General features: G+C 71.8%; 24 protein-coding genes and 1 pseudogene. 8 read left to right on the top strand and 17 right to left on the bottom strand.

Features of this window, described 5'->3' with window-relative positions:
* Positions 1-705, top strand: a 705-nt coding sequence (locus G3I77_RS32275; RefSeq protein ID WP_248509326.1) for a hypothetical protein, incomplete at its 5' end; no start/stop codon positions are given.
* Between the two features lie 413 nt (positions 706-1,118).
* Here the strand turns inward: G3I77_RS32275 and adh are convergent.
* A complete protein-coding gene (adh, locus tag G3I77_RS32270; RefSeq protein ID WP_248509325.1) occupies positions 1,119-2,636 on the bottom strand; it encodes an aldehyde dehydrogenase in 1,518 nt (505 codons plus the stop codon).
* A gap of 114 nt (positions 2,637-2,750) precedes the next feature.
* Entirely contained in the window at positions 2,751-3,974 is a 1,224-nt protein-coding gene (locus tag G3I77_RS32265) for a GAF domain-containing protein (RefSeq protein ID WP_248509324.1), read from the bottom strand.
* Between the two features lie 298 nt (positions 3,975-4,272).
* Between G3I77_RS32265 and G3I77_RS32260 the strand changes: the two genes are divergently transcribed.
* A complete protein-coding gene (locus G3I77_RS32260; protein WP_248509323.1) occupies positions 4,273-4,692 on the top strand; it encodes a hypothetical protein in 420 nt (139 codons plus the stop codon).
* Here G3I77_RS32260 and G3I77_RS32255 read toward each other — a convergent pair.
* Positions 4,658-5,146 (bottom strand): hypothetical protein, encoded by a 489-nt coding sequence (locus G3I77_RS32255; protein ID WP_248509332.1) that lies wholly within the window; start codon positions 5,144-5,146, stop codon positions 4,658-4,660. The two genes, G3I77_RS32260 and G3I77_RS32255, sit on opposite strands and share 35 nt — an antisense overlap.
* 524 nt (positions 5,147-5,670) lie before the next feature.
* Between G3I77_RS32255 and G3I77_RS41310 the strand changes: the two are divergent.
* Positions 5,671-6,105: pseudogene (locus G3I77_RS41310) on the top strand (hypothetical protein); the annotation flags it as partial.
* Positions 6,100-6,285: a peptidoglycan-binding protein gene (locus G3I77_RS32240; RefSeq protein ID WP_374387617.1), complete on the top strand. Its 186-nt coding sequence runs from the start codon at positions 6,100-6,102 to the stop codon at positions 6,283-6,285. The pseudogene G3I77_RS41310 and the gene G3I77_RS32240, both read left to right, overlap by 6 nt.
* 37 nt (positions 6,286-6,322) lie before the next feature.
* On the opposite strand, the gene G3I77_RS32235 is transcribed toward G3I77_RS32240, so the two are convergent.
* From G3I77_RS32235 to G3I77_RS32210, 6 genes are all read right to left on the bottom strand, one after another.
* Positions 6,323-7,573 carry a glucarate dehydratase family protein gene (locus tag G3I77_RS32235; protein WP_248509322.1) on the bottom strand — a complete coding sequence of 417 codons (1,251 nt, stop codon included), beginning with the start codon at positions 7,571-7,573 and terminating at the stop codon, positions 6,323-6,325.
* On the bottom strand, positions 7,570-8,478 hold the full coding sequence (locus tag G3I77_RS32230; protein WP_248509316.1) for a 5-dehydro-4-deoxyglucarate dehydratase: 909 nt from the start codon (positions 8,476-8,478) through the stop codon (positions 7,570-7,572). Before G3I77_RS32230 ends, G3I77_RS32235 begins: the two co-directional genes overlap by 4 nt.
* A 27-nt stretch (positions 8,479-8,505) precedes the next feature.
* A complete protein-coding gene (locus G3I77_RS32225) occupies positions 8,506-9,450 on the bottom strand; it encodes a carbohydrate ABC transporter permease (RefSeq protein WP_248509314.1) in 945 nt (314 codons plus the stop codon).
* Complete coding sequence (locus G3I77_RS32220; protein WP_248509313.1) at positions 9,447-10,358, bottom strand: carbohydrate ABC transporter permease; 912 nt, start codon at positions 10,356-10,358, stop codon at positions 9,447-9,449. The genes G3I77_RS32225 and G3I77_RS32220 overlap by 4 nt, the downstream gene beginning before the upstream one ends.
* Positions 10,355-11,704, bottom strand: coding sequence for a sugar ABC transporter substrate-binding protein (locus tag G3I77_RS32215; RefSeq protein ID WP_248509311.1), 1,350 nt, complete (start codon positions 11,702-11,704; stop codon positions 10,355-10,357). The genes G3I77_RS32220 and G3I77_RS32215 overlap by 4 nt, the downstream gene beginning before the upstream one ends.
* A gap of 201 nt (positions 11,705-11,905) precedes the next feature.
* On the bottom strand, positions 11,906-12,289 hold the full coding sequence (locus G3I77_RS32210; protein WP_248509309.1) for a DUF5997 family protein: 384 nt from the start codon (positions 12,287-12,289) through the stop codon (positions 11,906-11,908).
* 58 nt (positions 12,290-12,347) lie between these two features.
* Here G3I77_RS32210 and G3I77_RS32205 point away from each other — a divergent pair, with 58 nt between their 5' ends.
* The gene (locus G3I77_RS32205) at positions 12,348-13,115 is read left to right on the top strand and encodes a LysR family transcriptional regulator substrate-binding protein (protein WP_248509307.1); all 768 of its coding nucleotides are present in this window, start codon (positions 12,348-12,350) and stop codon (positions 13,113-13,115) included.
* 50 nt (positions 13,116-13,165) lie between these two features.
* Here G3I77_RS32205 and G3I77_RS32200 read toward each other — a convergent pair whose 3' ends face one another.
* From G3I77_RS32200 to G3I77_RS32185, 4 genes are all read right to left on the bottom strand, one after another.
* Positions 13,166-13,930: a DUF4142 domain-containing protein gene (locus G3I77_RS32200; protein ID WP_248509304.1), complete on the bottom strand. Its 765-nt coding sequence runs from the start codon at positions 13,928-13,930 to the stop codon at positions 13,166-13,168.
* A 137-nt stretch (positions 13,931-14,067) separates the two neighbouring features.
* Positions 14,068-16,884 (bottom strand): beta-L-arabinofuranosidase domain-containing protein, encoded by a 2,817-nt coding sequence (locus G3I77_RS32195; protein WP_248509302.1) that lies wholly within the window; start codon positions 16,882-16,884, stop codon positions 14,068-14,070.
* A 129-nt stretch (positions 16,885-17,013) separates the two neighbouring features.
* The gene (locus tag G3I77_RS32190; RefSeq protein ID WP_248509292.1) at positions 17,014-17,709 is read right to left on the bottom strand and encodes an HAD family phosphatase; all 696 of its coding nucleotides are present in this window, start codon (positions 17,707-17,709) and stop codon (positions 17,014-17,016) included.
* Positions 17,710-17,728: 19 nt separating this feature from the next.
* Complete coding sequence (locus G3I77_RS32185; protein ID WP_248509290.1) at positions 17,729-18,205, bottom strand: Lrp/AsnC family transcriptional regulator; 477 nt, start codon at positions 18,203-18,205, stop codon at positions 17,729-17,731.
* Between the two features lie 198 nt (positions 18,206-18,403).
* Between G3I77_RS32185 and G3I77_RS32180 the strand changes: the two genes are divergently transcribed.
* Both G3I77_RS32180 and G3I77_RS32175 read left to right on the top strand, forming a co-directional pair.
* Positions 18,404-19,894 (top strand): FUSC family protein, encoded by a 1,491-nt coding sequence (locus G3I77_RS32180; RefSeq protein ID WP_248509289.1) that lies wholly within the window; start codon positions 18,404-18,406, stop codon positions 19,892-19,894.
* Between the two features lie 246 nt (positions 19,895-20,140).
* Entirely contained in the window at positions 20,141-21,166 is a 1,026-nt protein-coding gene (locus G3I77_RS32175) for a lactonase family protein (RefSeq protein WP_248509288.1), read from the top strand.
* Between the two features lie 128 nt (positions 21,167-21,294).
* On the opposite strand, the gene G3I77_RS32170 is transcribed toward G3I77_RS32175, so the two are convergent.
* The 4 genes from G3I77_RS32170 to G3I77_RS32155 form a co-directional block, all read right to left on the bottom strand.
* Complete coding sequence (locus G3I77_RS32170) at positions 21,295-22,218, bottom strand: sirohydrochlorin chelatase (RefSeq protein WP_248509287.1); 924 nt, start codon at positions 22,216-22,218, stop codon at positions 21,295-21,297.
* A gap of 110 nt (positions 22,219-22,328) precedes the next feature.
* Positions 22,329-23,315, bottom strand: coding sequence for a BadF/BadG/BcrA/BcrD ATPase family protein (locus tag G3I77_RS32165; protein WP_248509286.1), 987 nt, complete (start codon positions 23,313-23,315; stop codon positions 22,329-22,331).
* Entirely contained in the window at positions 23,312-23,989 is a 678-nt protein-coding gene (locus tag G3I77_RS32160; protein ID WP_248509285.1) for a uracil-DNA glycosylase, read from the bottom strand. The genes G3I77_RS32165 and G3I77_RS32160 overlap by 4 nt, the downstream gene beginning before the upstream one ends.
* An 87-nt stretch (positions 23,990-24,076) precedes the next feature.
* Positions 24,077-25,234, bottom strand: coding sequence for a sialidase family protein (locus G3I77_RS32155; protein ID WP_248509284.1), 1,158 nt, complete (start codon positions 25,232-25,234; stop codon positions 24,077-24,079).
* Between the two features lie 213 nt (positions 25,235-25,447).
* Here G3I77_RS32155 and G3I77_RS32150 point away from each other — a divergent pair, with 213 nt between their 5' ends.
* Positions 25,448-26,032, top strand: a complete 585-nt coding sequence (locus G3I77_RS32150) for a hypothetical protein (RefSeq protein WP_248509275.1) — start codon at positions 25,448-25,450, stop codon at positions 26,030-26,032.
* The last annotated feature ends 2 nt before the right edge of the window (positions 26,033-26,034 follow it).

Genomic DNA, 26,034 nt, shown 5'->3' with positions numbered 1-26,034 from the left:
GTTGCCGAGCGCACCTGCATGCTCTTCATGAACACCGCGCTGACCCGTGGCCGCGCCGAGATGGTCGTCACGGCCACCGGCATGCGCACCGAGGTCGGCGCGATCGCCGAGGCGCTGCGCACCGGCGTGGAACCGCCCAGCCCGCTCCAGGTCCAGATGGACAGCCTGGGCCGGCGGCTGGCCCTGGTCAGCGGCGTCTGTGAGCCTCATGGTGTGGCCACCCGGTGCGGCCGACACGACACGCACGAACGCGATACGCCCCTCGGTGGTCTGAACACAGAACTGCCCATCTTGAGGCGGGTCCTGCAGCATGGGGTCGCCGTTGCTCCGCAACGCCTCCGCGCACTGCGCCTCGGTTGGATCAGCATCACTTCCCGAAATCGGCGCAATGATCGCCGCGAGCCGGGGGCCACCATGAAAGTTGGTGGACCCAGCCGTCCCGCTTCCATCAGTGACGGCCGACAAGTCGGCGCCCTTGAGATCATCCGCAACAAGCGGCTTGCGCGTGTCGAAGTCGATGTCAACCCCGTAGGCGCTGGTCCGGAACTGAATGGTGTGTGGACCGAACATGGCGCTGGGACGCCGTGTTCTCCGGGCTGGCCGTATCCGCTGATGCGGCGGGCTTGGCTTGATCATGCGTGGCAGACGGTGCCCCAGCGCCGGCGGGTGGCTTCGAGTCGTCAGCAGAGCCGTGCCGGTTGCTGACGAACACCGTGGCTGCGATGCCAACGACGGGCACGACGATGCCTACGACCCACCAGGCCCAGCGCGGCTGCCCCGGCGCAGGCGTGCCCGGACCCGCTGCCGACGGATTGCTGCCGTTGCTGCTTGTCACAACTTCCCCACCGCTTCACTGGCATCCCGGCCGTTCACACGATGACGGACTCCTAGCCCGGTGATCAGTTCCCAGCTGTGTCACGGAGTCGAAGGTCGCACTCGGGCGGCGGAGGCGGGGGCGACTGGATCTTTGAGATTCCACTTCCGGTCCACGGCTGGACCGGGATGATGTCACCTGAGGGCCGTGTGGTGGCGCAAGGTGTTGAACTTGTTGGCGAGCGTGCTTGTCGCCCTGGGTGGTCTGGAGAGCAACAGTGCCTTCAGACCACCCACTTGAAGCGCTAGAAGAACCCAAGCTTCTGAGGGCTGTAAGAACAAAGAATGTTCTTCGTCTGCTGGTAGTGGTCGAGCATCATCTTGTGGTTCTCGCGGCCGATGCCGGACTTCTTGTAGCCGCCGAACGCCGCATGCGCCGGGTACGCGTGGTAGCAGTTGGTCCAGACGCGGCCCGCCTTGATCTCGCGGCCCAGGCGGTATGCCGTGTTGCCGTCGCGGGTCCAGACACCCGCGCCGAGGCCGTACAGCGTGTCGTTGGCGATCTTCAGGGCCTCGTCGACCGAGTCGTACGTGGTGACCGAGACGACCGGGCCGAAGATCTCCTCCTGGAAGATCCGCATGTCGTTGGTGCCGCGGAAGATGGTGGGCTCGATGTAGTAGCCGCCCTCCAGGCCGGGCACCGCGCGGGGGTTGCCGCCCGTCACGACCTCGGCACCCTCCTTCCTGCCGATGTCGAGGTAGGAGAGGATCTTCTCGTACTGGTCGTTGCTCGCCTGCGCGCCGATCATCGTGGCGGGGTCCAGCGGGTCGCCGCCGACGATGGCCCGGGTGCGTTCGACGCAGCGGGCCATGAAGTCGTCGTAGATCGACGAGGGGATCAGGGCGCGCGACGGGCAGGTGCAGACCTCGCCCTGGTTGAGGGCGAACATCACGAAGCCCTCGACCGCCTTGTCGAGGAAGTCGTCGTCGGACGCCATGACGTCGGGCAGGAAGATGTTGGGGCTCTTGCCGCCCAGTTCGAGCGTGACCGGGATGATGTTCTCGCTCGCGTACTGCATGATCAGGCGGCCGGTCGTCGTCTCGCCGGTGAACGCCACCTTCGCCACCCGCGGGCTGGACGCCAGCGGCTTGCCCGCCTCCACGCCGAAGCCGTTGACCACGTTGACCACGCCCGGCGGGAGCAGGTCGGCGATCAGGTCGATGACGTAGAGCAGGCTGACCGGGGTCTGCTCGGCCGGTTTGATGACGACGCAGTTGCCCGCGGCCAGCGCGGGGGCGAGCTTCCAGGTGGCCATGAGGATCGGGAAGTTCCACGGGATGATCTGGCCGACCACACCCAGCGGCTCGTGGAAGTGGTACGCCACCGTGTCGGCGTCGATCTCCGCGATGCTGCCCTCCTGCGCGCGGACGACTCCGGCGAAGTACCGGAAGTGGTCCACGGCCAGCGGGAGGTCGGCGGCCAGGGTCTCGCGGACCGGCTTGCCGTTCTCCCAGGTCTCGGCGACCGCGATCTTCTCCAGGTTCTGCTCGATGCGATCCGCGATCCTGTTCAGTATGTTCGCGCGTTCCGCCGTGGACGTGCGGCCCCACTGGTCGGCCGCCCGGTGCGCGGCGTCCAGGGCGAGATCGACGTCGGCCGCGGTGGAACGGGCGACCTCGCAGAAGACCTTGCCGGTCACGGGCGTCGGGTTCTCGAAGTAGCGGCCCTCGACGGGGGCTGTCCAGTCGCCGTCGATGAAGTTGTCGTAGCGGCGGGCGAAGGTGACGATGCTGCCTTCGGTTCCTGGCTGCGCGTACACCATGGCGGCTCTCCTCGGTGAAGGGCGGTGCGGGGCGGGCGACGGACCGTGCCCTCGTGACGGCCCTCACTGTGCTCCCGGGAGGTTGGCGCAAGGTTGGCGCGTGGGGACGGCCCGTCAGTCGCGCAGGGCCGTCGTCAGCCGGCCCGCCGCGATTGCGCGGCGCGTGTCGTCCGGGCCGAGCAGCCGCAGCGCGTGCTCGTGGATCTCCGCGTCGTAGGGGGCCCGTTCGCCGTAGCGCAGGGCGTGCTCCGGGCGGGTGCTGGCCAGCACGGCCTCGCGTACCGCCACTTCGAGGCGGGTGCGCCACTCCTCGATGCCGGGGGCCTCGGAGCGGGGCAGGAGCGGGCCGCCGTAGCGGCGCACAGCGGTGTCCGTGTCGCCCTGCTCGAGTGCGCGCAGGACGTCGGCGGCGTCGCAGGACACCGGGGCGGTGAGGGCGTAGTGGCGGGGGGAAATCGCGCCGCCCAGCGCCCGGCGCAGATGGGAGATCTCCGCCTTGAAGGTGGAGGAGGTGACCGGCCGGTCGCCGTACAGGGCTGCGCGCAGCCGTTCCGGGGAGAAGCCTTCGGGTTCGAGTGCGAGGAGGGTGAGGATCTCCAGCTGGCGTGGGCGCAGAGGGAGCGGCTGTCCCTCGTGCACGGCTTGTTCGGAGCCCAGGCACGTGAGCCGCAGCCGGGCCGGGCGAGGCGCCTCCGTGGTCAGGCGGGCCTCGATCGTCGACACCAGTGTGCGGACGGTGGACATGGCCAAGGGGTGCGAGCGGTCCCAGGTGGTGGACAGGTCCAGTACGCCGAGGACGCGGCCGTCCCGGCTGTGCACCGGGGCGCAGTAGCAGACCCAGCCGTGCAGGGCCGACACCAGATGTTCCGCGGAGAAGACGGAGCTGGGGCGGCCGGTGCGCAGGGCGAGGGACAGCGCGTTGGTGCCCATGGCCTGCTCGTCCCAGCGGCCGCCCGGCGCGAAGTTGACCTGCTCGGCCCGGCGGCGCATGGTCGGGCCGCCGCAGGTCCACAGAATGGTGCCGGACTCGTCGGTGACCGCCGTGACGAACCCGGCGTCCTCGGCGATGCTGTGCAGCTCCTCGGCGAGAGCGGAGACCGGCCGGTACAGCGGTGAGGACGTCCAGCGCTGGTGCACCCGGCCGCCGTCGGTGACCGGGGCGCTGTCCCGGCCCGGGTCCACACTGCCGAGCGAACGGGCCCAGGACTCGGTCACCTCGTGGCGCAGTGTCGCGGTGCCGCCGGGCCGCGTGCCCGGGACGCTCAGCCGCGGCACCCAGCGGGACCACTCGTGCTCCAGCACGGCCCTGCGCTGCCGGAGGTCAGGGCGCTGTGACATGGCCTCTCCCTGCCGTCGTACCGGATTCTGGGCGTGAGGTCAGTGTTACCGGATGCGCCTGCCCCGGTCGAGAATTCCGTCAGACCCGGGAGCGATGTTCCGCATGAGCCGGCCGGGGCCACCGGCCGGCCTGGAAGAGACATGTGGCCTGGAACCGCCCCCCGCTCTGAACGGGCGACCGCCTGACTGGATGTTTGTCCGGTGTCCGCGTGCCGCCGTACGGGTGACGGGTTCACTCGACCCGACGGACGGGGTCCGCCCCGCGTACCAACGGTGTGCGGCGGCGCGTTTCCCAGGCATGGACAGCACGGAGACGGCGCGGCGCCTTCCGGGGAACGACGCCGCGCCCCGCTCGTACGCCGAACTCACCAGCGGATACGCGGGACATCCGCCGATCTACGCGGCCCTGGTCGCCGAGTGGGAAGCCCGGGGGAACACGGTCCCGGAGCACCGGGACGGCCAGTGGGTCTCCTTCGCCGCGCCGGCCGAGAGCGAGACCTGGACCGCCGTCACCTCGTGGGCGGCCGGCCGGCACATGGGTCCGGTCGTCCCCGCCGCCCCTCACCCGGCTGCCGCCCCTCACCCGGCCGTCGGCCGGCACCCGGGCCCGGCCGCGCCCGCCGGCACCCGCCCTGCCTCCGGCCGCCACCCGGGGACGTCGGCGCCCGCTTCCGGCGCCCGCTTCACCAACCGTCCATCACCACCGGCTCCGCGCTGACCGGCGCCAGCACGGCGAGGGTCCGGCTGGCCTCGCGCAGCGCCGTTTCGAGCGTGCCGGGGATGTGCAGACTGCCGGTTCCGTCCGGCGGGACGAGCCACTCCAGGCGGCCGGCCGGCCTGTAGGGCGGCGGCACGGCGACCCAGGAGCCCCGGCCGACGTGCCGCACGCCGAAGCCGACCCACTCACTGACCGGATCGGGAGGCAGGAAGAACCCCACTCTGCGGGCCGCGCAGTCGACCAGGGTGGGGCCGGGCACCTTCAGCGGGTCGCGCCACAGGATGTCCAGCGCGAGCAGGCCCAGCCGGTCGGGGACGCTGAGCACGTCCCAGTAGCGGCCGGCCTCCACGAGCATCGTGCCCGCGCCGTAGTCCCACTCCCGCTTGCACTCCTGGGGGTCCGTGGCGGCCGCGGCGAGCCACTCGACGGCTTGCTTCCACATGACGCTCTGCATGTCCACCCCAGGCACAGTCGGCGGCGCCGCGGTCGGCGCGCTGGAACGGGCCGGTGACCCGCGGGGTTCCGCGTGCCGCCCGGCCGTAGCCATGCTCGTAGATACTTCTACGGGCCGGAAGGGGTGGCGCGGCCTGGCGTTTGGGGCGGGCATGTCCCGGTCGAAAGAGGGCACTCGAAGGATGCGTCCCGTAAGGCTGCGATCAACTTCGTGCGCGTCCATGCCACCCCGACGACGCGCCCCGCGCGCCGAGGCCCAGAACGTGCTGATCCCGCGCGGTGCGCGCAGCCACAGCGTGCCCCCGTCCGCCGACGAGGAGTCGCTGACCTTCGAGGGCCTGACGGCCCGCTGGGACTTCAATGAACTGAAGGTCCGCCGCCGCCGTCCCTCGCTCGTCACCCCGCAGGACCTCGACAAGCGCTCCGAGCCGTTCGTCGAGGGCACCGGGCTCTCTCCAGACCGGCGACCAGCTGCTGTTCGTCTTCGGGGAAGGCGCCGGCAGCGGGCGCAAGCTGCTGCCGTCCGCGCCGGAGCCGCCCGCACAGTGGACCTACTGGGACCAGCCCGACGGCCACCGCGACCCGGAGAAGCCCGGCGACCGGCTGCCCTCGCTCGCCCAGACGCCGTTCGTCGACTACCTGAACGTGTGGGAGCGCTCGATCGGCGCAGCCGAGGACCCGGCGCTGCGCGAGGTCGCCCTCGGCGCGGCCATGCCCGAGACGGCAGCCCGCGTGAAGGTCGTCCGGCAGGTACTGCCGCTGTCCACCGCCGCGCTGGAGATCGAGGAGACCGGCCCGTCCAAGGAGACCGTCCCGGGACGCCTTCACCCGCAGGGCGCAGCGCCAGCCGGCCCCGTCGGCCCGGCTCGCCGCGCGCAGCGAGCGACCCGACCACGCCGACGAGGCCCCCTGCCCGGTCAAGCCCGACGCCCGCTACCGCGGCCGGAGAACCAGCTGTACGCCGCCTGGTCGCGAGGGTGCAGCCGTTACGAGGAGGGGCCCAGCCCCGCCTGGAGCGAGGCCGACCGCCGGTCCTACGCGCTGTGGCAGCACAAGCAGGGCTTCTCCGGCAAGGACGCCGACGGCATCCCCGGCAAGGTCAGCTGGGATCGGCTGAAGGTGCCCAAGTCCGTTAAGTGAGGGTGTGCGCCCCTCCCCGGGGAGGGGCGCACGGAGGTCACCAGCGGGGCAGCCTCAGCTCGTACTCCGGCTGGAACCGCTGCATGTAGCCGGTGTCGTCCCGGCTGCGCATGCCCGAGTCGACGTACCGCCGGTGCAGTCGCTCCAGCTGGTCGTGGTCGAGCTCCACACCCAGCCCCGGCCCGGTGGGCACCTTCACCTCGCCGTCGCGCAGCTCCAGCACGCCGGGGACGATCACGTCGTCCGCGGAGTTCCACGGGTAGTGCGTGTCGCAGGAGTGGTCGAGGTTCGGGATGGCCGCGGCGACATGGGTCATCGCGGCCAGGCTGATGCCCAGGTGCGAGTTGGAGTGCATCGACAGGGCGAGCCCGAACGCCTCGCACACGGCGGCCAGTTCACGGGTGCGGCGCAGTCCGCCCCAGTAGTGGTGGTCGGTGAGCAGGACCTGGACGGCGTTCTGCTCGACGGCCGGCTTCAGATGCTCCCAGGCGATCACGCACATGTTGGTCGCGAGCGGCATGGGGGAGTCCTTGGCCACCTCCGCCATCCCGGGGATGCCCTTGGTCGGGTCCTCCAAGTACTCCAGGACACCGCCGAGTTCACGGGCCACGTACTGGGACGTCTCGACCGTCCAGGCCACGTTCGGGTCCAGCCGCAGCGGCTGCCCGGGGAAGGCCTCGGCCAGGGCCCGCATCGCGGCGATCTCCTCGTCGGGCGGGAAGACACCGCCCTTGAGCTTGAACGACCTGAAGCCGTAGCGCGCCTGCATCAGCCGGGCCTGCTCGACGATCCCGGCCGGGTCGAGGGCCTCGCCCCAGTCGTCGGTGACGGCCGGGCGGCCGTCGAGGGCGGGGTGCTCGGCCCACTTGTAGAAGAGGTACGCGGCGAACGGCACGCTGTCGCGGACCGTGCCGCCCAGCAGGTCGCTGACCGGACGGCCGAGCAGCTTGCCCTGCGCGTCCAGACAGGCCACCTCCACCGCCGAGGTGGTCCAGCCGCGCTCGTGGGAGCTGGGCACGGTCGGCAGCAGGGCCGCGTCGATCGCGGCGGCCACCGCGGTGGTGTCGAAGACGTCCATGCCGACGACGACCTTCGCGGCGGCGTGCAGCCGCTCCAGGCGGGCCGCTCCGCCCGGCGACTCGCCGAGTCCCACCGTGCCGTCCTCCAGAACCAGTTGGAGGATGATCCGCAGGGCCAGCGGCTCGTGCACGCCGTTGGAGTTGAGCAGCGGCGGGTCGCCGAAGGCGATCGGGGTGACGATCAGCTCACGGATACGGCTGGAGCTCATGCGCCGGCCACCTCCAGTCCGTGGTCGAGCAACTTGGAGAGCCGGGCGATGTGCTCCGGCGTCGGATCGAGCAGCGGCGCCCGCACCCCGCCCACATCCAGGCCGCGCAGGGTCACTCCGGCCTTGACGAGCGACACGGCGTACCCGGGGACCTCGTCACGCAGGGCGACCAGCGGGCCGTAGAACTCGTCGAGGAGCCGGGAGACCAGGGTGTCGTCGTCCTCGGCGAGCGCCCGGTGGAAGGCCAGGGCGATCTCCGGGGCGAAGGCGAACACCGCCGAGGAGTACAGCTCGACACCGACGCCCTGGTAGGCGGGCGCGGTCATCTCGGCGGTGGGCAGGCCGTTGAAGAACTGGAAGTCCTCCGTGCCCGGCACGGCACGCACCGCGCGGACGATGCGGTGCATCCGCTCGATGTCCCCGATGCCGTCCTTGAGGCCGACCACCCCGGGCAGGGCGGCGATCCGGGCGGCCGTCTCCGCGGTGAGCCGGGCGGTGCCCCGCTGGTAGAAGACAACGGGCAGGTCCGTGGCCGCGGTGACCTCCTCGACGTACCGCACGAGCCCCGGCTGCGGGGCGCTGACGAGGTAGGGCGGCAGCAGCAGGATGCCGTCGGCGCCGGCGCGTTGGACGCGGGCGGCCTGGTCACGGGCGACCGGCGTGGGGCCGCCGGCCGCCGCGAGAACCGGCACACGTCCGGCCGTGGTCCGCACGGCGACCCGGGTGGCCCGTTCGATCTCCTCCGTCGACAGGGCGTGGAACTCGCCGGTGCCGCAGGCGACGAACACGCCTCCCGCGCCCGCGGTGACGCCCGACTCGATGTGCTGGGCCAGGCGCTCCTCGTCCAGTGAACCGTCCGCGGCGAACGGCGTGACCGGGAAGAACAGCACTCCGTGGAACTTCATGTCTCCCTCAAACGTGGGGGTGGGTGGTCAGCCCTTGGTGGCCCCGGCGGCGATGCCGGTGACCAGCGAGCGCTGGAGAAGCAGATAGACGATCAGGCTGGGAAGCAGGGCGATGACCGCACCGGCCAGCACCACCCCGGAGCCGACCTGGGGGTCGGTGCGCAGGATGGACAGGGCGACGGTGACCGTGTAGTCGGTGGGGTCCTTGGCGGCGATCAGGGGCAGCAGGTACTGGTCCCAGATCATGATGAAACCGAGCACCCCGGCGACACCGAGCGCGGGCTTGCACAGCGGCAGGACGACCTGCCACAGCATGCGCAGCTCGCCCACGCCGTCGATCCGGGCGGCCTCCTCGATCTCGGAGGGGATGTCCTTCATGAACTCCGTCAGCAGCATCACCGAGAAGCCCCAAGCGCCGAGCGGCAGGATCACGCCCCAGACCGTGCCCTTCAAGTCGATGCCCACCACGGGCACATGACCGAGCACCAGGGACAGCGGGATGGCGATGACCTCCTCCGGGAGCATCATCGTCAGCATGAACAGGGTCAGGATCAGCGCCTGCCCGCGGAACTTGTGCCGGGCCAGCGCGTACGCGGCGAGCGTGCAGACGGCGAGCTGGAGCAGCAGTCCGCCGCCCGCGATGACGAGGGAGTTGCCGAAGTAGTCCCAGATGCCGCGCTCGCCCGCCACGTCGAAGTTCAGCAAGGACGGGTGGTGCGGGAGGAAGGACAGGGTCGAACCGCTGGCCTTCTCGCTGAAGGAGCCGGAGAAGATCGTCAGGAACGGTGCCGCGAAGACGCCCAGGGCGAGCAGGCAGAGCAGGACGCGCAGGGCCCAGGCGGGTCCCGGCCGGTCGCTCCAGCCGAGGGCGGTGTCGAAACGGGCGGGGGTGGTGCGCTGCTTCCCGGCGGACTTCCGTGCGGGAGAGGCGGTCACCGGGGTCCGGACGGGATCGATGGCGGGGGCGCTCATCTCACGTCTCCCCTCTTGCGGAGGTAGTTGACCGTGACGGTGAGCAGCAGCGTCACGCAGAGCAGAACCACGGAGGCGGCCGAGGCGCCGCCGATGTCGTTACGGGTGAAGCCGAGGGTGTAGGCGCGGGTCATCCACACGTCGGTGGAGCCGGCCGGACCACCGCCGGTGAGGACGTACACCTCGGTGAAGACGCGCAGTCCGCGGATGGCGGCGAGGGTGAGGACGATGCCGAGGGCGGGCCGGATCGCCGGCAGCGTGATGTGCCGCAGCCGCTGCCACAGCGAGACGCCGTCCATCGCGGCGGCCTCGTACAACGAGCGGTCCACGCCCGCCAGTCCGGCGAGGATGATCACCATGTTGTACGGGGCGAGCATCCAGATGCCCATGGCCATCGTCGCCCACAGCGCGGTGTCGGGATTGTCCAGGTAGGGCACGGGCCCCAGCCCGAACAGCCCCAGTCCGCTGTTGATCAGGCCGTCGGAGGTCGGGTAGTACATCAGCCGCCACATCTCGCCCACCACCGCGGTGGCGGTGACGACGGGCAGGAACACGGCGGTACGGATGATCTTCAGCGAGCGGGCCTGGCCCTCCAGCAGCAGCGCCAGCGCGGAGCCGACCACGATCCCGCCGAGGGACATCCCGACGCCGAGGAGCAGGGTGTGGCCGATGGCGTCCTGGAAGCGGTGGTCGGTCAGGACCCGCGTGTAATTGTCGAGGCCGACCCACTTGTCACCGAGGAAGGGCCGCACGTCGAAGAAGCTGAGCCAGACGCCCTTGCCCATGGGCAGGAACTTGAAGACGAGGGCCAGCAGCAGCCCCGGGGCGAGGAACAGCCAGGGCAGTACGGCCTTCTTGCCGATGGCCCGGGCTCTGCGCGGCCCGGGCGTCGTCGCGGTCGCGGTCATTTCAACAGGTCCTGGTCCTTGAGGTCACCGGCGAGGGTGTCGTTGAGTTCCTTCAGGCCGGAGCGGACGTCGCTGCCGCAGTAGGTGAAGATCGCGTTGAGCGCGTCGGCGGTGTCCTGCTTGATCGGGGCGAAGTCGGGTGCGTTGGGGAACTGCACGGAGGCCTTCTCGTAGGCCTTCTGCACCACGCTCCAGCGCGGGTCGCTGCGCACCTTCGCGGCGTCCAGCGTGGAGTTGACGGGGATGCGCACGACGGGCTGGTGGTCGCCGGTCATGGCGAGTTCCTGGCCCTCGCGGGAGACGAGGAACGCGGCGAGTCTCCGCTCCTGCTCCGCCTTGCCGGTCCTGGCGCCGAAGTAGACGTTCTCGCCGTCGGCCAGCACGTCGTTCCCGGCCGGGCCCGCGGGCGCGGGCAGGACCTCGTACGTGTCCTTGCCCAGCGCCTCGTCGAACGTGGAGATGTTGTACGGGCCGGTGAGGTACATCCCGGCGTTGCCGTCCTGGAAGTTGGTGGTGTTCGCGGTGACGGAGGTCAGGGCGCTGGGCTGGATGACACCGTTGTCGCCGCAGAAGAGGTTCTTCTTCATCCAGGTGACGGTGCGCAGGGCTGCCGCCGAGTCCATGGCGGGCCGGTAGCCGGAACCCTCCTTGTCGAGGATCCGCACACCGCCCTGCCACAGCCAGCTGGCGCCCCACCAGGCGACGTAGCCGTTCTGGGCGCTGCCCGGGACGACCATGCCGTACGTGTTCTTCCTGCCGTCCCCGTCCGGGTCGCGGGTGGCGAAGGCCTTGGCGAGGGCGAGGGTGTCCTGCCACGTCTTCGGCTGCGGCAGGCCGAGTTTCTCGCGCCAGTCCTTGCGCACGAACAGCGTCATGGCCTGACGGGAGTACGGGATGCCGTAGTGCCTGCCGTCGCGGCCCACCGTGGACGACCAGGATGTGGCGCTGATCTCGTCATGGCCCGCGATCGAGGCCGGGGTGATGGGCTTGAGCAGGCCCTGGGACTGGTAGCTGCCCATCAGGGCCGTGTCGTTGATCATGACGTCCGGCAGGTCCTTGGTGGACGCGCGGCTCTGCAACTGCTGGTCGAAGTTCATGACCGGCTGGTAGTCGATCCTGATGCCGGTCTTCTTGGTGAAGGCGGCGAACACGCGCCGGTAGGTCATGGCGGACTCCGGATCGCTCCGGGTCCACACCTCCAAGGTGTTCGGGTCGCCGGCCCGGGCGCTGCCGGAACCTGAGCCGCAGGCGGCCGTTCCGAACAGGAGCCCCGAGACGGCGAGCGCGGCAGCCAGGCGGCGCGCGCGGCGGAGCCGCAAGTCGATGCAGCGTCGGCGATCCCGCATGGGCGTCTCCGTTCATATCCGTGAACTCACTTCACGAATCTAAATGATCGGCCAAGCTACGGATCGTTTCATCGCCATGTCAAGACATGGCCGAAAGTTTTCACCGACGTCACACGACGCCCGATGACGCCCAGAAATACAGCGACGGCCCCCACCGGGTCATCCGGTGGGGGCCGTCCGAAAATGAAGGGGGTGCTCTGGTCAGTCCTGACGTTCGGCGTTCTTCTTCTTGATCCGGGCCGATTCCTTGCGGACCTCCGCCTGGGTGGCGCGCTCGCGTTCCAGCCACTCCGGGCCTTCCTGCTTCAGCGCCTCGACCTGCTCGGTGGTGAGGGGCTCGGTGACACCCCCGCGGGCGAGGCCCGCGATGGAGACGCCGAGCTTCGCGGCGACCACCGGCCGGGGGTGCGGGCCGTTGCGCCGCAGGTCCTGCAGCCACTGCGGCGGGTTCGCCTGGAGCTCGTTCAGCTCGGCGCGCGAGACGGCACCCTCCTGGAACTCGGCGGGTGTGGCCTCGAGGTACACACCCAGCTTCTTCGCCGCGGTCGCGGGCTTCATCGTCTGGGTGCTCTGGTGCGACGTCATACCGTCCAGCGTATCGAGCACGTACGCGACCTCTGACCACGGCCGGTAACCTGGCGAGGTGACAGGCTCGGATGCAACCCCCTCGTTCCGGCTCGCCTACGTCCCCGGGGTGATGCCCGACAAGTGGGTGCGCATCTGGGACGAGCGGCAGCCCGATGTCCCGCTGATCCTCACGCAGGTGCCCGCCGGAGCGGCGGCCGAGCGGATGCTGGGCGGGGACGCCGACGCGGGCCTCGTCCGCACGCCCGTGGACCGGTCGGTCTTCAGCGCGATCCCCCTCTACACCGAGCAGACGGTCGTCGTGGTGCCCAAGGACCACCTGGTCACGGCCGTCGACGAGGTGGCGCCGGAAGACCTGTCCGACGACATCGTGCTGCACCCCCTCGACGACGTCCTCGACTGGGAGAACCTCCCCGGTCGGCCCGCCCTCGAACGGCCCGCCACCACCGCCGACGCCGTCGAACTCGTCGCGGCGGGCATCGGCGTGCTCGTCGTCCCGCTGTCGCTCGCCCGCCTCCACCACCGCAAGGACCTCACCCACCGGCCCCTCAAGGACGCCCCCGAGTCGAGCGTGGCCCTGGCGTGGCCCGAGGACGCGAAGACGGACCAGGTCGAGGACTTCATCGGCATCGTCCGCGGCCGCACGGTCAACAGCACCCGGGGCCGTCAGCAGCCCCCGGCGCGGGGCGAGTCCACGGGTGCGGACCGGGGCGGTGCCCGGCGCAAGCCGGCACCCGGCAAGTCGGCGGGGGCGAAGCGCGCCGGGAAGAGCGGGAGCGGCGCGCCCAAGGGCAACAGGCGCGGCAAGCCCCGCCGCCGTTCGTAGTACCGGGGCCGGCGGACGGACCGCAGCCCCGGACCCGTACCCCTACCCGCTCAGCCGGCCGACGGAGACGGCGCCGGTGCCCCGTAGGACGGATTGGGGGCGACCGTCTGGAAATCCTTCAGGTCTTCGGGGACCGGCAGCACGCGGACCGGTGCACCCTGCTGCGGCGGCGGCGGTGTCGTCTGCTCCTGGGGCAGCTTGGGCGGGGCGGTGATCTGGAAGCTGACCTGCTCTTGGTTGATCAGGCCGGTCTGCTCCAGGACCGTGATGTGGTCGAGAACGGTGTCGTTGGTCGTGTCGGCGAGCTCCCGCACGAGACTGTTCCGGGTGGTCGCCCGGATCTTGGCGATCGTCGGGAAGATGCCCCCGTGCGCGACGCGCATGATGGTCACGGCCGTGGACTCGAACTCCTTGCCGGTGCTGCCTTCGGCCGTCGCCACGAACTGCTGCTGCTGCGGCGACGCCTCGTTCGGCAGGGTGATGCCCAGGTCCGTGGAGATCTTGCGGCAGCCCGCGTCGAGCCGGCCGTGACCCACGAGCAGATGCTTGGAGACTTCCTGCATCTCCGGCGACGTGCTCCGCTCCTTGATCATTTGCGCCATCGGGTACTCCCACAGGCCGGCCGCGCGCACACGCACCACGAAGTCGCGGTCCGCCTCGGTCAGCGGACCCCACTGGGTGTTGGCGATGATGCGGTCCTGGCCGGAAGCCGCGTTCTCCACGCCCAGCATGCTGGGATAGGCGAGCGCGGTCAGCGTAAGGATCAACGCACCGCCCACGAACGCGGTTCCTGCCGTGCTGCGCGAGATGCGCATCGTGCCTCCTGGGATATGAACGGCCCAACACCGGGAGATACGGATGCCAGGGGCGAAACAATCACCCCTGCCGCAAAAAAGTTCGGCCGTGTGCGGCGCCCGCTCGAACGCCGCACACGCCCCGGCCGGGCAGGCGTTCAGGGCTGGTACGAAGCCGCTTCCGCCGTCGCCACCACCCGGTCCGCGTCCGCCCTGCTCAGCAGCCCGGCCGACACCCACGCGTCCACCGTGGTCCGCACCCGCGCCACCAGCGCCCCCTTGTTCCGGAACGGCGCCCCGGCCCAGATCTCGTCCAGGAGCGTGGTTCCGTCGGCCTTCGCCGGGTTGGTGACACCGGAGTCCCGGCCGCCGAACACGACCCTCGGTTCCGCGCGCCGGAAGTAGGCGTGCGTCGGATCCTCCGTCCCCTCGGCGAACGGCGCCCACTCGCTCCCGCCCAGCGTGAAGTGCAGTGGCTTGCCCGGTACCGGTGTGAGGGAGGGCGACAGATCGCCGGACAGACCGGCATCGCGGTACAGCCCGACCTTCAGGTACTCCGTGGCCGCGTTCCGGGCGACCAGGTTGACCGGCCCGTGGAACAGGGTCTGCAGGGACGGGTCGTCGAGGGCCTTCTCCACCCGTGTCCGGAACGGCATGGCGATACGGACGGTGTCACCGGCCCGCCAGGACCGGGCCACGTCGAAGTAGCTCCCCGGCTTCGGAGTCCCGGACACCGTACGCCCGTTGACGGTCACCCGGAACCCGGCGGTCGCCCAGGACGGCACCCGCAGCCGCAGCGTGAAGGAGGCGCGACCGCCTCCGAAGGTCAGCGTGCTGCCCTGCTCCTCGGGGAAGCGGGTGGTCTGTGTGACCGTGACGCCCTGCTCCGCCCAGGTGAGCGTGGACGGGCTGTACAGGTTGACGTAGAGCGCGCTGCCGTCCGCCTTCGCGAAGTACACCGAGTCCTGGTACTTCGTGGCGCTCTCCATGCCGGTGCCCTCGCAGCAGGTCGTGCCCTGCTTGGGTGTGTAGTCCCGGACGTGACCGGGCGTCAGCCCGATGAAGTACGTGACGAGCGGCTTCTCCGCGTCGGGCCTGTCCTGCTTCGAGCCGAGCACCTGGTTGTACAGGGCCCGCTCGTAGTAGTCCATGTACTTCGGGTCCTGCTCGTGGAAGAACAGCGTCCGGCTCAGCTTGAGCATGTTGTAGGCGCAGCAGGTCTCGGCGGTGGTGGCGCTGATCGTGCCCGCGATCACGTCCCGCGCCTTCCAGAACTCCTGGGTGCTGGTGCCGCCGATGCCGTACATGCGGTGCGGAACGACCATGTTCCAGAAGTTCTTGGCCGAGGCGAGGTAGCGCTCCTCGCCGGTCGCGTCGTAGAGCCGCACATAGCCGGTGAAGATCGGGATGTGCTGGTTGGCGTGCAGCCCGTCGAGGATGTCGGTGTTCGCGGCGCACGCGTCGATCAGCCGGTCCAGGTCGAACAGCTTGGCCAGGGCGAGGTGTTCGGCCTTGCCGGTGAGGGTGTGCAGATCGCAGATCGCCTCGACGATGCCGCCGAACTCGCCGCTGGAGAAGATCCCCCACATCCGCTGGAGCGTGGCCTCCGGCAGCGTGGACAGCCGGGAGTGCATCCAGTCGCACATGCCGGACGCGAGGTCGAGCGCCCGGTCGTCGTCCGTGGCGGTGTACGCGTCGAGCAGCCCCCTGAGGATCTTGTGCGCGGTGTAGTACGGCGCCCACACCTTGGTGTAGTCGGAGCTGGTCCTCGACTCCAGGTCGATGAACTGCGTCTCCGGGTACGCCGCGAGGAACCCGGGGTGGCTGGGCCCGCCCCAGGTGCGGCGCAACGTGGCGGTCAGGCCGCGGCCGGAGGCGTCCGCGAACGTCCCGCCGGCCGTCTCGTCGAAGGCGTACGACGCCAGGTCGCCCCGGCCCGTCGAGGCGTCGGCGGCCCGGCGGTTCTGCACCTCGGTGATCTCGGCGGCGGTCAGCGCCCGCGAGAAGACGTTGAACTCCTCGAAGGCGCCCGCGAAGACCGGGTCGGCGGAGTAGTTCGAGCGGCCCAGCCAGTTGTTCTTCAGGGTGCCGAGGGCCGCCGGGGTGAGGCTCATCGCGGTGTTGCGGGCCACGGCGGTGCCGTTGACGTAGAGGGTGCCGGTGCCGCCCGCGATCGTGACCGCCAGGTGGCTCCACTGGTTCAGCGGCAGCGCGGCCGTGCCGTTCAGGCCCTGCTCGCCGCCGGCTCCTGACGTGGTGATGGCGAAGCGCGGCACCCCGGCCTGGTTGCGGGCGGCCAGGTACACATAGCGGTCGGTGCCGTCGCCGAAGTCGAAGATCCGCGTCCAGCCGGCGTCGTGGGTGGGCCGGACCCAGACGGAGAGGGTGATCGCGGAGGCCCCGCCGAGTACGGCGGCCGGCAGGTCCACGTACTGGTAGGAGCCCCGGACCTGGTCCGCCGCGGCCCCGAACCTCCCGGTGACGCTCAGCACCGCCGGATCCCGCCGCAGTGCCGCGCGCACCTCGGTCAGCGCCCCGACCATGGTGCCGATCCGGTCGGCGAACACCTGCTCCTTCGTCCCGCGGTACGCCTGCGCCAGCATGGTCAGGAAGTGGCCGGTGTAGTGGCCCCGCAGATTGCCGTTGGCCTCGCCGTCCAGCCCCTCCCAGCCTCCGGGGGCGACCGCGCCGCCCGTGGACAGACCGGCGTTGGCGCGGAACACCTGGAGCAGCCGGTTCACGTCGTAGCCGCGGGCGTGATCCAGCATCAGCTTCCGCTTGTCGGCGAAGACGCCCTGCCCGAGGCTCACGTCCTCCAGACCGAAGGGCCGTACGGTCCAGGCGGACGGGGTGTCTGCGGCCGCTGTGGCAGGAGCCGCAGCGGCCCGCCCCGTCGCCGCGTGGGACAGCGCGGGTACGGCCGCGACGGCGGTCGCGGCCTGCAGAAGGGATCGTCTGGAGAGGGGCCGTGCCATGTGTGCTCCTCCACGGGTCCACGGGACTCAGGATGACCGAGTCTGGCCGGTATTTCGAACGCTGTGCGGATGATCGACCAGACCCTAGGGAGGGGACGGGGGAGCGTCAACGGGTGGGGAGAGGTGAGTTCAGGAAAGGCCGGCCGGGTTCACGAGCCAGTCGTATGCGGTCCGCGCCGTGAACTGCTCCTGGCCGCCCCGCAGAAGCAGGCCTGCGGTGGTGAACTCCGGTGCGTCCGCCTGCGACGGGACGTACGGGATCGCGATGCACCGCATGCCGGCCGCGTGTGCGGCGGCGGCACCCGGGGCGGCGTCCTCCAGTACGACGCAGTCGGACGGGGCCGCGCCGAGCCTGCGGGCCGCCTCCAGGAAGACGTCCGGAGCCGGCTTGCCGTGCGCGACCTCTTCGGCGGAGACCACGGTGTGCAGATGCGCGTCCAGTCCGGTTCCGGTCAGCACCGCGCCGATGGCCTCCGGGGACGAGCCCGAGGCCACGGCCATGGGCACGCCCTCGGCCGCCAGCAGTTCGACGAAGGCGCGCATCTCCGGGTAGGCGCGGGTGGCGCTGCGGGCCAGCTCCAGATAGCGGCGGTTCTTGGCGGCGACCAGTTCGTCCACCGAGGCGGGCAGGCCGTAGCGGTCCTTCCAGTCCGCGACCGTCTCCTGGGTGCTGATGCCGACATACCGCTCGTGGTCCGCCCAGGTGAAGTCCGGGACGCCGTTTTCGGCGAGCGTCCGACGGCCTGCCTCGTAGTAGTTCGGCTCACTGTCCACGAGCGTTCCGTCGAGATCGAAGATGACCGCTATTCCGTGGAGCCTGCTCATGCCGCCATGTTCTCAAAGATCATCCGCGGGTCAACCGCCCGATCGACTCCACCAGCGGCAGCATCCGGTGGGAGACGCGCTCGCGCAGGGCGACCTCGGTACGGGTACGCACCACCCCGGGCATGCTGATCAGCTTCTGGACGGTGTCCTCCAGGTGCGCGTTGTCCCGCGCCACCACCCGGGCCAGCAGATCCCCGCCACCCGTGATCGAGAACGCCTCCACGATCTCCGGAACCGCCGCCAGCGCGTCACCCACCTCGTCGAGATGGCCCTGGGTGACCTCGATGTGCACGAACGCGAGCACCGGATGCCCGAGCGCGGCGGGGGAGAGGGCCGGTGCCGTGCCGGTGATCACCCCGTCGCGCTCCAGCCGGTCGAGCCGGGCCTGGAGCGTGCCCCGCGCGATGCCGAGGGTTCGGGCGTACTCGCGCACACTCGTGCGCGGCTGCTCCAGCAGCAGCCGCAGGATGCGGGTGTCGAGCTCGTCCACGGGCATGGCGCGTCCTCCTCGTCCGTTGGCTCTGCCGCGGCCGTTCAGCGGCCGCTCAAGCTATACCAATGGACCAGTCTAGAAGGAGCCGGTTGAGCCAGTGGCCTCCGGGATGCTGATATGGGTGCGTCGATGGCGCTGCGGACCCCGCGGCGCCTTTTCCATGCGTGCTCATGGCCGGTACTTCGAAGGGGGCGGTAAACGGTGCTGAAGAGGGTGTTCATGGCTCCGGATCCGGGGCGGACGCGGTTGCGGTTCGGCGCGCGGGCCGTGCTCGGCATCGCGCTCGCGGTCGCCCTGTGCGGCCTCGCCGGGCACTCCCTCACGGGTGCCGTCACCGGCGGTCTCGCCGCCCTGCTCGCCCTGTTCACCGTCACCGACGCCACGGTCCGCGGCCAGGCGGTCACGACCGCGCTGCTGCCCGCCGTCGGCCTGCCCGTGCTCACCGCCGCGGCCGAGCTGCACGACCACCCGGTGGCCCGGGACCTCACCTTCCTCGCCGTCGTCGGCGCGGGCGTGTACGCGCGCCGCTGGGGCCCGCGCGGGCACAGCCTCGGCGTGTTCGCGTTCATGACCTTCTTCGTGGCGCAGTTCCTGCACGCCACCACCGACCAGCTGCCTCAGCTGTACGTCGCGGTCCTGCTGTCCGTCCTCGCCGCCGCCGCGGTGCGCTTCGGCCTGTGGTGCTACGAGCGCCGCCTGCCGCCGCCCGCCGTGCCCGCCCCGCCGGGCGGCACCGGTCTGGCCCGGGTGACCACCCGCCAGGCGATCCAGGCCACCGCCGGGGCCGGCTTCGCCCTCGTCGTGGGTCAGCTGGTGTCCGGGCAGCGCTGGTACTGGGCCGTCGGCGCCACCTGGTGGATCTTCGTCAACACCACCTCGCGCGGCGAGACCCTGGTCCGCGGCTTCCGGCGGCTGCTCGGCACGGTCATCGGCATCGCCCTCGGCCTGCTCGTGGCCATGCCCGTGCACGGCGACCCGACCGTCACGGCCGCACTCGCCGCCGCCTGTGTCTTCGGCATCTTCTACACGGCCGCCGTGTCCTACACCTGGATGATGCTCTGGGTCACCCTCCTCGCCGGACTCCTCTACGGCCTCCTCGGCGTACTCGGCCCGGACCTGCTCGCCCTGCGGCTCGCCGAGACCGGCGTCGGGGCGCTCGGCGCCGCCCTGGCCGTGATCCTCGTCCTGCCCGTCACCACCCACAGCATCACCGACGCCTGGATCCGGCGGGCCCTGCGCTGCGTGCACGCCTGCGCCGTCGAGACCGCCCGGCGCCTCGCGGGGGCGGCGGACGCCGACCCGGCCCCGCGGGTGGCGGAGCTGGAGCAGCTCCTCACCCGGGTACGACTCTCGGTCGCCCCGCTCGTGCACCCGCTGAACCCGATGCTCGGCCGCAAGCGGCGGGCCCGGCATGTGCTCGCCCTCCTCGACGACTGCGCCCGGGAGGTCCGCGGCCTGGTCGCCGTAGCGGCCGACCCGGAGGCCTCCCACGACGCCCGTCTGTCCACGGCCTGCCGACGGGTGGAGGCCGCGGTGGAGGCCCTCACCGAGGGCAGGGACATCGCGGTCCACGCGGACGGACTGCCCCACGCGGAACCGGCACTGGCCCACCTGCACGGCCTGGAACGAGCCCTGTCCGAACTGGCCCGCCCCTTGCGCACCCCACCGGGCTCACCGTTGGTGGGGGCCTGACAGGAGCTCCTGCGCGGCCTGGAGCGTGCTTCGGCGGAGCCGGCTTGCCCGCTGCCGTGCACGTCGCTGGGGCACTACGGGGCGTTCCCGCGTCGCCTTGGGCAGGCCTGGGCCGAGTCGGCCCTGCTGCTGCGCACTCCGTCGTGCCCCGGCCTGATCGGGCGATCCGCCCTTGACCGTTTGGTCTAGACCGCGCATGATCGGCTGCGCGGTCCTTCCGGGCGGCGCGGGCGAGAGGGGACAGCGGTGGCGGACGGCAGGCGGCGGGCGTACATCGGGTCGTTCACGGCGGCCGGCGGGCCCGGGATCGTGATGGCGGACATCGACGCCGGCAGCGGCGCGCTGACCGTGCTGAGCAGCGTGAACGCCGTCCCGGACCCCTCGTACCTGGCGCTCGCGTACGACGGGGAGACGCTGTACGCCGTCAGTGAGACGGCCGAGGGCGCGGTGGCCGCGTACCGGGTGGGCGGTGACAAGCCCGAGCCGGCCGGGCGGCCCGTGCCGGTCGACGGCAACGGCCCGACCCACCTCAGCCTGTTCGCCGGGCACGTCCTGAGCGCCAACTACGGCTCCGGCAGCGTCACCGCGATCCCGGTCCGCCCCGACGGCACCCTCGCACGGTCCGCCTCCGGCGTGCTCCGACACAGCGGGGCGGGGCCGCACACGCCCCGCCAGCAGGGGCCGCACGCCCACCAGGTGCAGCCCGACCCGAGCGGCCGCTGGGCCGTCAGCGTGGACCTCGGCACGGACTCGGTGCGGGTGTGCGCGCTGACGGACGGCGCCCTCGCCCTGCACCGGGAGACCGCCCTGCGGCCCGGCTCGGGGCCGCGCCACCTGGCCTTCCACCCGGACGGTGCGTACGCGTACGTCGTCAACGAACTGAGCCCCTCCGTCACCCTGTGCCGCTGGGACGCGGCGGAAGGCGTCCTGACCCCGCTCTCCGAAACCCCGGTCCTGCCCGGCGCTCCGGCCCGCGACGCCTACCCGTCGGGCATCGTCACCTCGCCCGACGGCCGCTTCGTCTGGACCGCCACCCGCGGCGAGGACGTCCTGTCCGTGCTTGCCGTCGAGGGCGAGGAACTGCGGCTCGTCACCACGGTGCACTGCGGCGGCCACTGGCCGCGCGCCCTCACCGCCTCCGACGGCTTCCTGTACGTCGCCAACGAGCGCTCCGGCGACGTGACGTGGTTCGCGGTCGACCCGCTCACGGGCATCCCGCGACGAGGCGGCTCGATCAGGGTGACGGCGGCATCATGCGTGGCCATCGCCTGACGCGGGCGTGCGGGCTCCTCCCGGCAACGCACCCGCACGCCCACCCGGCCAGGGAATCCCACCCCCGACGACGAAGGCCCGCTCCGAACCGGAGCGGGCCTTCTCGGCGTGAAGTGCAGCGCCTCGCGTCAGCGCACAGACGTGCTCTGCGCCTGCTGCGGCACGATGCCCAGCGCCGTCGTGTACTTGGCCAGGGCGAGCTTGCCGATCGCCGGGTACGGGCCGAGCGACTCCGCGGCGGAGCAGCCCGCCTCCTTCGCGGCCTCCTCGACCAGACCCTGCTCGATCTCCGGACCGATCAGATACGGCGCCAGCGCCAGCTGCTGCGAGCCCGAGGAGCGCAGCTGCTCGGCGACGGACGCGATGGAGCCCTCCTGGTCCAGAGCCGCCGCCATCACCGGCACGGCGAGGCGCGCGGCGAGCAGCATGCCGGTGATCCCGGCCGCCTGCACGGCCTCGGCACCGCCCACGGAAGCGAGGATGATGCCGTCCGCGGCGGTCGCCACGGTGAACAGCCGGGCACGGTCGGCACGGGCCAGACCGGACTCCGACAGCCGCACGTGCAGCGCCTCGGCGAGCAGCGGGTGCGGGCCGAGGACGTCGGTCAGCTCGGCGGCGACACGGCTCTCCATGAGGGCCTGACGGACCTGGCGCAGCAGCGCGCTGTCCGGGCCGGCGAGCAGCGGCACGACGACGGCGACGGGGCCGTCGGGCATCTTGACGTCCATGCCGGCGGCGCGGGCCTGCTCGAAACGGGCCGTGCGCTCCTCGGCGGCGCGCACGAGCACGGCCTGCAGCGAGGGGAACTCCGCGTTGTCCCCGTCGAGGTACCCGATGCGGGCGTCGAGACCGGGCAGCTCGGAGCGGGCGATGCTCACGACCTCCTCGGCGAGGCTGCGCGTGGCGCTACTGGGCGTCCCCGGCACGGCGAGGACGAGCGCGGGCGCGCCCTCGGGAGCAACCAGCGGCTCGGGACGACGGTGCCGTCCGGGCTGGCGGGGGCGCGGCATTCGTACGGGCAGGCCATCCGCGGGCCCAGTGGGGGAACTCATGGCGCCGCATGTTACTGGCTTCTTGGGTTCCCCTGTTCGGGGAGGGTGCAGGTGAGCGGTATCCGTCCTGTTTTGTCTGATGAGTTACGTACGGATGGGATGTGGTCGGATCAATCACCCGAGCGGGTGGTCACGGACAGCATCGCCCCGTCACCCGGCAGCGTGAGCGAACCGGTGCTCAGCTCTGCCGCGATACGCACCGCGCCGTGCAGCGGGTCACCCTCGGCCGGCACCCGCCGCGCGTGCGGGAGCCGCTGCGTCAGTTCCTCGTCCAGGGGGCCGAGCAGCGGGTCGCCCAGCTTGAACAGGCCGCCGGTGACGGCGACGCGCGGCTCACCGCCGGAGGGGCACACGGCCGCCGCGGAGTCGGCCATGTGCCGGGCGGCAGCACGCAGGATGCCCGCCGCGACCAGATCCTCGTCCGCGCAGGCGGCCACGCGGGGTGCGAAGGAGGCGAGCACGGCGGGCCGGTCGGGGCGGGGATACAGGGCGCCGGGCAGCCCCGCGACGGGCCCGAACACCTCCTCGGCGCAGGCCAGCAGCCGGGCCGAGCCGTCCGCGCGCCCGTCGTGGGCGCGCAGGGCGGCCTCGAGACCGGCCCGCCCGATCCAGGCACCGCCTCCGCAGTCGCCGAGCAGATGCCCCCAGCCGTCCGCCCGCCGCCAGCCGCTCAGGTCGGTGCCGACCGCGATCAGTCCCGTACCGCCGGCGATCACGGCGCCGGGGCGTGGCCCGAGCGCACCCACGTACGCGGTCACGGCATCGGCGGCCAGTGCGACCCTGCGCACGCCCCACTCCCGGGCCAGGGCACCCGGCAGTTCGGCGCGCAGCCCGTCACCCAGCGAGGCCAGCCCGGTCGCGCCGACGACGACGGTGGTCAACCGCACCGTCCCCGCCTCGGCGGTCAACGCACGCACCAACGGCACGAGTTGCGCCATGAAGTGCTCGGGGTCGATGCCCCGGTCGCCCGTACGGACCGGCTCAGCGGACTCCCGCCGGGCCAACGGTCCGCGCCCGGCGGTCCCCACCACGGCCCGGAGCCCGGAGCCGCCGGAGTCCACGGCGAGAAACCCCGAGCCGTCCGACGCCCCGGTCACGGCAGACGCCAGTCCACCGGTTGGCCGCCCTGGCGGATCAGCAGGTCGTTGGCCCGGCTGAACGGGCGGGACCCGAAGAAGCCCCGGTCGGCCGACATGGGGGAGGGGTGGGCGGATTCGACGGAGGGCAGGTCCCCGAGGAGCGGACGCAGATTGCGGGCGTCACGGCCCCACAGGATGGACACCAGCGGCTTGCCGCGCCCCGCCAGGGCCCGGATGGCCTGCTCCGTGACCTCCTCCCAGCCCTTGCCGCGGTGGGCGGCGGGCTTGCGCGGGGCGGTGGTCAGGGCCCTGTTGAGCAGCAGCACGCCCTGCTGCGTCCAGGGCGTGAGATCACCGTTGGACGGCTGGGGGAGCCCCAGGTCGGCGTTCAGCTCGCGGTAGATGTTGATGAGGCTGCCGGGCAGCGGCCGCACCTCTGGCGCGACCGAGAACGACAGCCCCACCGCGTGCCCCGGAGTGGGGTACGGGTCCTGACCCACGATCAGGACGCGTACGTCGTCGAAGGGCTGCTGGAAGGCCCGCAGAACGTTCGGCCCGGCCGGGAGGTAGGTGCGTCCCGCGGCGATCTCCGCGCGGAGGAAGTCCCCCATCGCGGCGACGCGTTCGGCCACCGGTTCCAGGGCCTTCGCCCAGCCCGCTTCGACGATTTCATGCAAGGGTCGTGGTGCCACGGGCGTCACCCTACTGCCGTACGGGCAGCGGCGATCAACCGGTGGCCAACGCCTGTGCGTAACCTCGCCCCCCGCCTCATCCGGGCCTCAGCCGACGAGCGCGGCCCGCACGCACAGCACGTCCGGCAGGTGCGAGGCGAGCTGCTGCCAGCTGTCGCCGTCGTCCGCCGACGCGAACACCTCGCCGTTGCGGTTGCCGAAGTAGACGCCCGCCGGGTCGGCGTCGTCGGTGCACATCGCGTCGCGCAGCACCGTGCCGTAGTGGTCCTCCTGGGGCAGGCCCGCCGAGAGCGGCTCCCAGCTCTTGCCGGCGTCCGCCGTCCGGTAGACCCGGCACCGGTGGTCGGCCGGGACCCGGTCGGCGTCGGCGTTGATCGGGAACACGTACGCCGTGTCGCCTCGGTGCGGATGCGCCGCCGCCGCGAAGCCGAACGTGGACGGCAGGCCCTCACCGATGTCCGTCCAGTGCGCGCCCGCGTCGTCGCTGCGGTAGACCCCCCAGTGGTTCTGCAGATACAGCCGGTCCGGGGTGGCCGCGTCCCGCGTGACCTTGTGCACGCACTGGCCGAACTCCGGGTTCGGGTCGGGCAGGAACACCGCCGAGACACCCGAGTTGGAGGGCGCCCAGCTCGCCCCGCCGTCCAGCGTGCGGAACACACCGGCGGTCGAGACGGCGACCGTCACCGCCTTGGGGTCGCGCGCGTCGGTGAGCACGGTGTGCAGGCCCTCACCACCGCCGCCCGGCACCCACTTCGACCGCGTGGGGTGCTCCCACAGGGGCCGGACCAGCTCGAACGTCTCCCCGCGGTCCTCCGAGCGGTACAGCGCGGCCGGTTCGGTGCCCGCGTACACCACGTCCGGCTCGGCGGCGGCCGGGTGCAGCTGCCACACCCGCTCCAGGGACGCCCCGGTGTCCTGGGGGAACTTGACGGCCGGACGGGCCGGTTCGGTCCACGTCCGGCCGAGATCGTCGGAGTGGAACACGGACGGGCCCCAGTGCGCGCTGTCGCCACCGGCCAGCACCCGCGGGGTCCCGGCCCGGGTGTCGATGGCGACCGAGTACACGGCCTGCGCGTTGAAGTAGGGGCTCTCGTCGAACTCCCAGGCGCCACCACCTCGCCGGCGCCCGATGAACAGGCCTTTGCGCGTGCCCACGGCGAGCAGTACCTCGGTCATGCCGATCACCTCCGCGGCGTCGTCCTTGACGCCTTCGTCCCGAACACCGGCCAGTCTGCACCCGGCCACTGACAGTCACCTCCGGAACCTGCTCCGTCACAGGTCAGCGGGGTGTCGGCCATGCGGGCGCAGGATCCCGCGGGCCGCTCCCGGAGGACGCTCGCGAGGGCCGGGGGCCCGTGGGGACCGTCACGTCGGGTACGTGCAGTGAGCATCCAGGCGCCGCCGTCCGTATGGGGAGAGCGGCGAGATGGTCGTGGGCTCGTGAGGAGGAGGCCTTCGATGGCGTTACGTGGTCCGAAGGTGTGGCTGTGGCGCTGGCGGCGCAATCCGCTCAAGCGCCGGGCCGACAGGGTGGAGGCCTGGGTCGTCCTGGGCGTGTGGATGCTCACCGTGTTCGCCGCGGTGCTGGCCGGCACGACGGTGAGCCGTTCCGTGGAGGACGGGCTGGCCCGGGAACGCGTCGAATGGCGCCCCCTGGTGGCACGGCTCGCCGAGCGCGCTCCCGGGACGGCCTCCGAGAACGCCCATGTGTCCCGCGCCGAGCAGGTGTGGGCGACGGCCCGGTGGACCGCGGCGGACGGTACCGAGCACTCCGGCCAGCTGCGGGTCCCGGCGGGCAGCGCCGCCGGGACCCCGGTCACCGTCTGGACGGACCCCGAGGGCCGCCAGGTCACCCGACCCGTCACCGAGTCCCAGGCCCTCGTACGGGCCTCCCTGATCGGCGGCGTGGCCGGCCTCTGCGCCGCGACCGTGCCCCTGGTCGCCGGCCGCGCCCTGCGCGGCCGCCTGGAGCGTCGCCGCATCGACCAGTGGGACACGGAGTGGTCCCGCTTCGGCCCGATGTGGGGGCGGACGACGGGGTGAGG

The sequence above is a fragment of the Streptomyces sp. D2-8 genome, assembly GCF_023184515.1.
In the GTDB taxonomy this organism is placed as follows: Bacteria; Actinomycetota; Actinomycetes; order Streptomycetales; family Streptomycetaceae; genus Streptomyces.
Note: the sequence above shows the minus strand (reverse complement) of the source record. Positions and strands in the feature narration are given on the sequence as shown.

What these genes read in the sequence shown, in the direction of transcription:
- G3I77_RS32185 (WP_248509290.1), bottom strand. Translation starts at nt 18,205, where the DNA reads ATGCCCGTGGACGAGCTCGACACCCGCATCCTGCGGCTGCTGCTGGAG.
- G3I77_RS32195 (WP_248509302.1), bottom strand. Translation starts at nt 16,884, where the DNA reads ATGGCACGGCCCCTCTCCAGACGATCCCTTCTGCAGGCCGCGACCGCC.
- G3I77_RS32170 (WP_248509287.1), bottom strand. Translation starts at nt 22,218, where the DNA reads ATGAGTTCCCCCACTGGGCCCGCGGATGGCCTGCCCGTACGAATGCCG.
- G3I77_RS32230 (WP_248509316.1), bottom strand. Translation starts at nt 8,478, where the DNA reads ATGAAGTTCCACGGAGTGCTGTTCTTCCCGGTCACGCCGTTCGCCGCG.
- G3I77_RS32150 (WP_248509275.1), top strand. Translation starts at nt 25,448, where the DNA reads ATGGCGTTACGTGGTCCGAAGGTGTGGCTGTGGCGCTGGCGGCGCAAT.
- G3I77_RS32200 (WP_248509304.1), bottom strand. Translation starts at nt 13,930, where the DNA reads ATGCGCATCTCGCGCAGCACGGCAGGAACCGCGTTCGTGGGCGGTGCG.
- G3I77_RS32260 (WP_248509323.1), top strand. Translation starts at nt 4,273, where the DNA reads ATGGACAGCACGGAGACGGCGCGGCGCCTTCCGGGGAACGACGCCGCG.
- G3I77_RS32255 (WP_248509332.1), bottom strand. Translation starts at nt 5,146, where the DNA reads ATGCAGAGCGTCATGTGGAAGCAAGCCGTCGAGTGGCTCGCCGCGGCC.
- G3I77_RS32220 (WP_248509313.1), bottom strand. Translation starts at nt 10,358, where the DNA reads ATGACCGCGACCGCGACGACGCCCGGGCCGCGCAGAGCCCGGGCCATC.
- G3I77_RS32235 (WP_248509322.1), bottom strand. Translation starts at nt 7,573, where the DNA reads ATGAGCTCCAGCCGTATCCGTGAGCTGATCGTCACCCCGATCGCCTTC.
- adh (WP_248509325.1), bottom strand. Translation starts at nt 2,636, where the DNA reads ATGGTGTACGCGCAGCCAGGAACCGAAGGCAGCATCGTCACCTTCGCC.
- G3I77_RS32225 (WP_248509314.1), bottom strand. Translation starts at nt 9,450, where the DNA reads ATGAGCGCCCCCGCCATCGATCCCGTCCGGACCCCGGTGACCGCCTCT.
- G3I77_RS32265 (WP_248509324.1), bottom strand. Translation starts at nt 3,974, where the DNA reads ATGTCACAGCGCCCTGACCTCCGGCAGCGCAGGGCCGTGCTGGAGCAC.
- G3I77_RS32215 (WP_248509311.1), bottom strand. Translation starts at nt 11,704, where the DNA reads ATGCGGGATCGCCGACGCTGCATCGACTTGCGGCTCCGCCGCGCGCGC.
- G3I77_RS32210 (WP_248509309.1), bottom strand. Translation starts at nt 12,289, where the DNA reads ATGACGTCGCACCAGAGCACCCAGACGATGAAGCCCGCGACCGCGGCG.
- G3I77_RS32190 (WP_248509292.1), bottom strand. Translation starts at nt 17,709, where the DNA reads ATGAGCAGGCTCCACGGAATAGCGGTCATCTTCGATCTCGACGGAACG.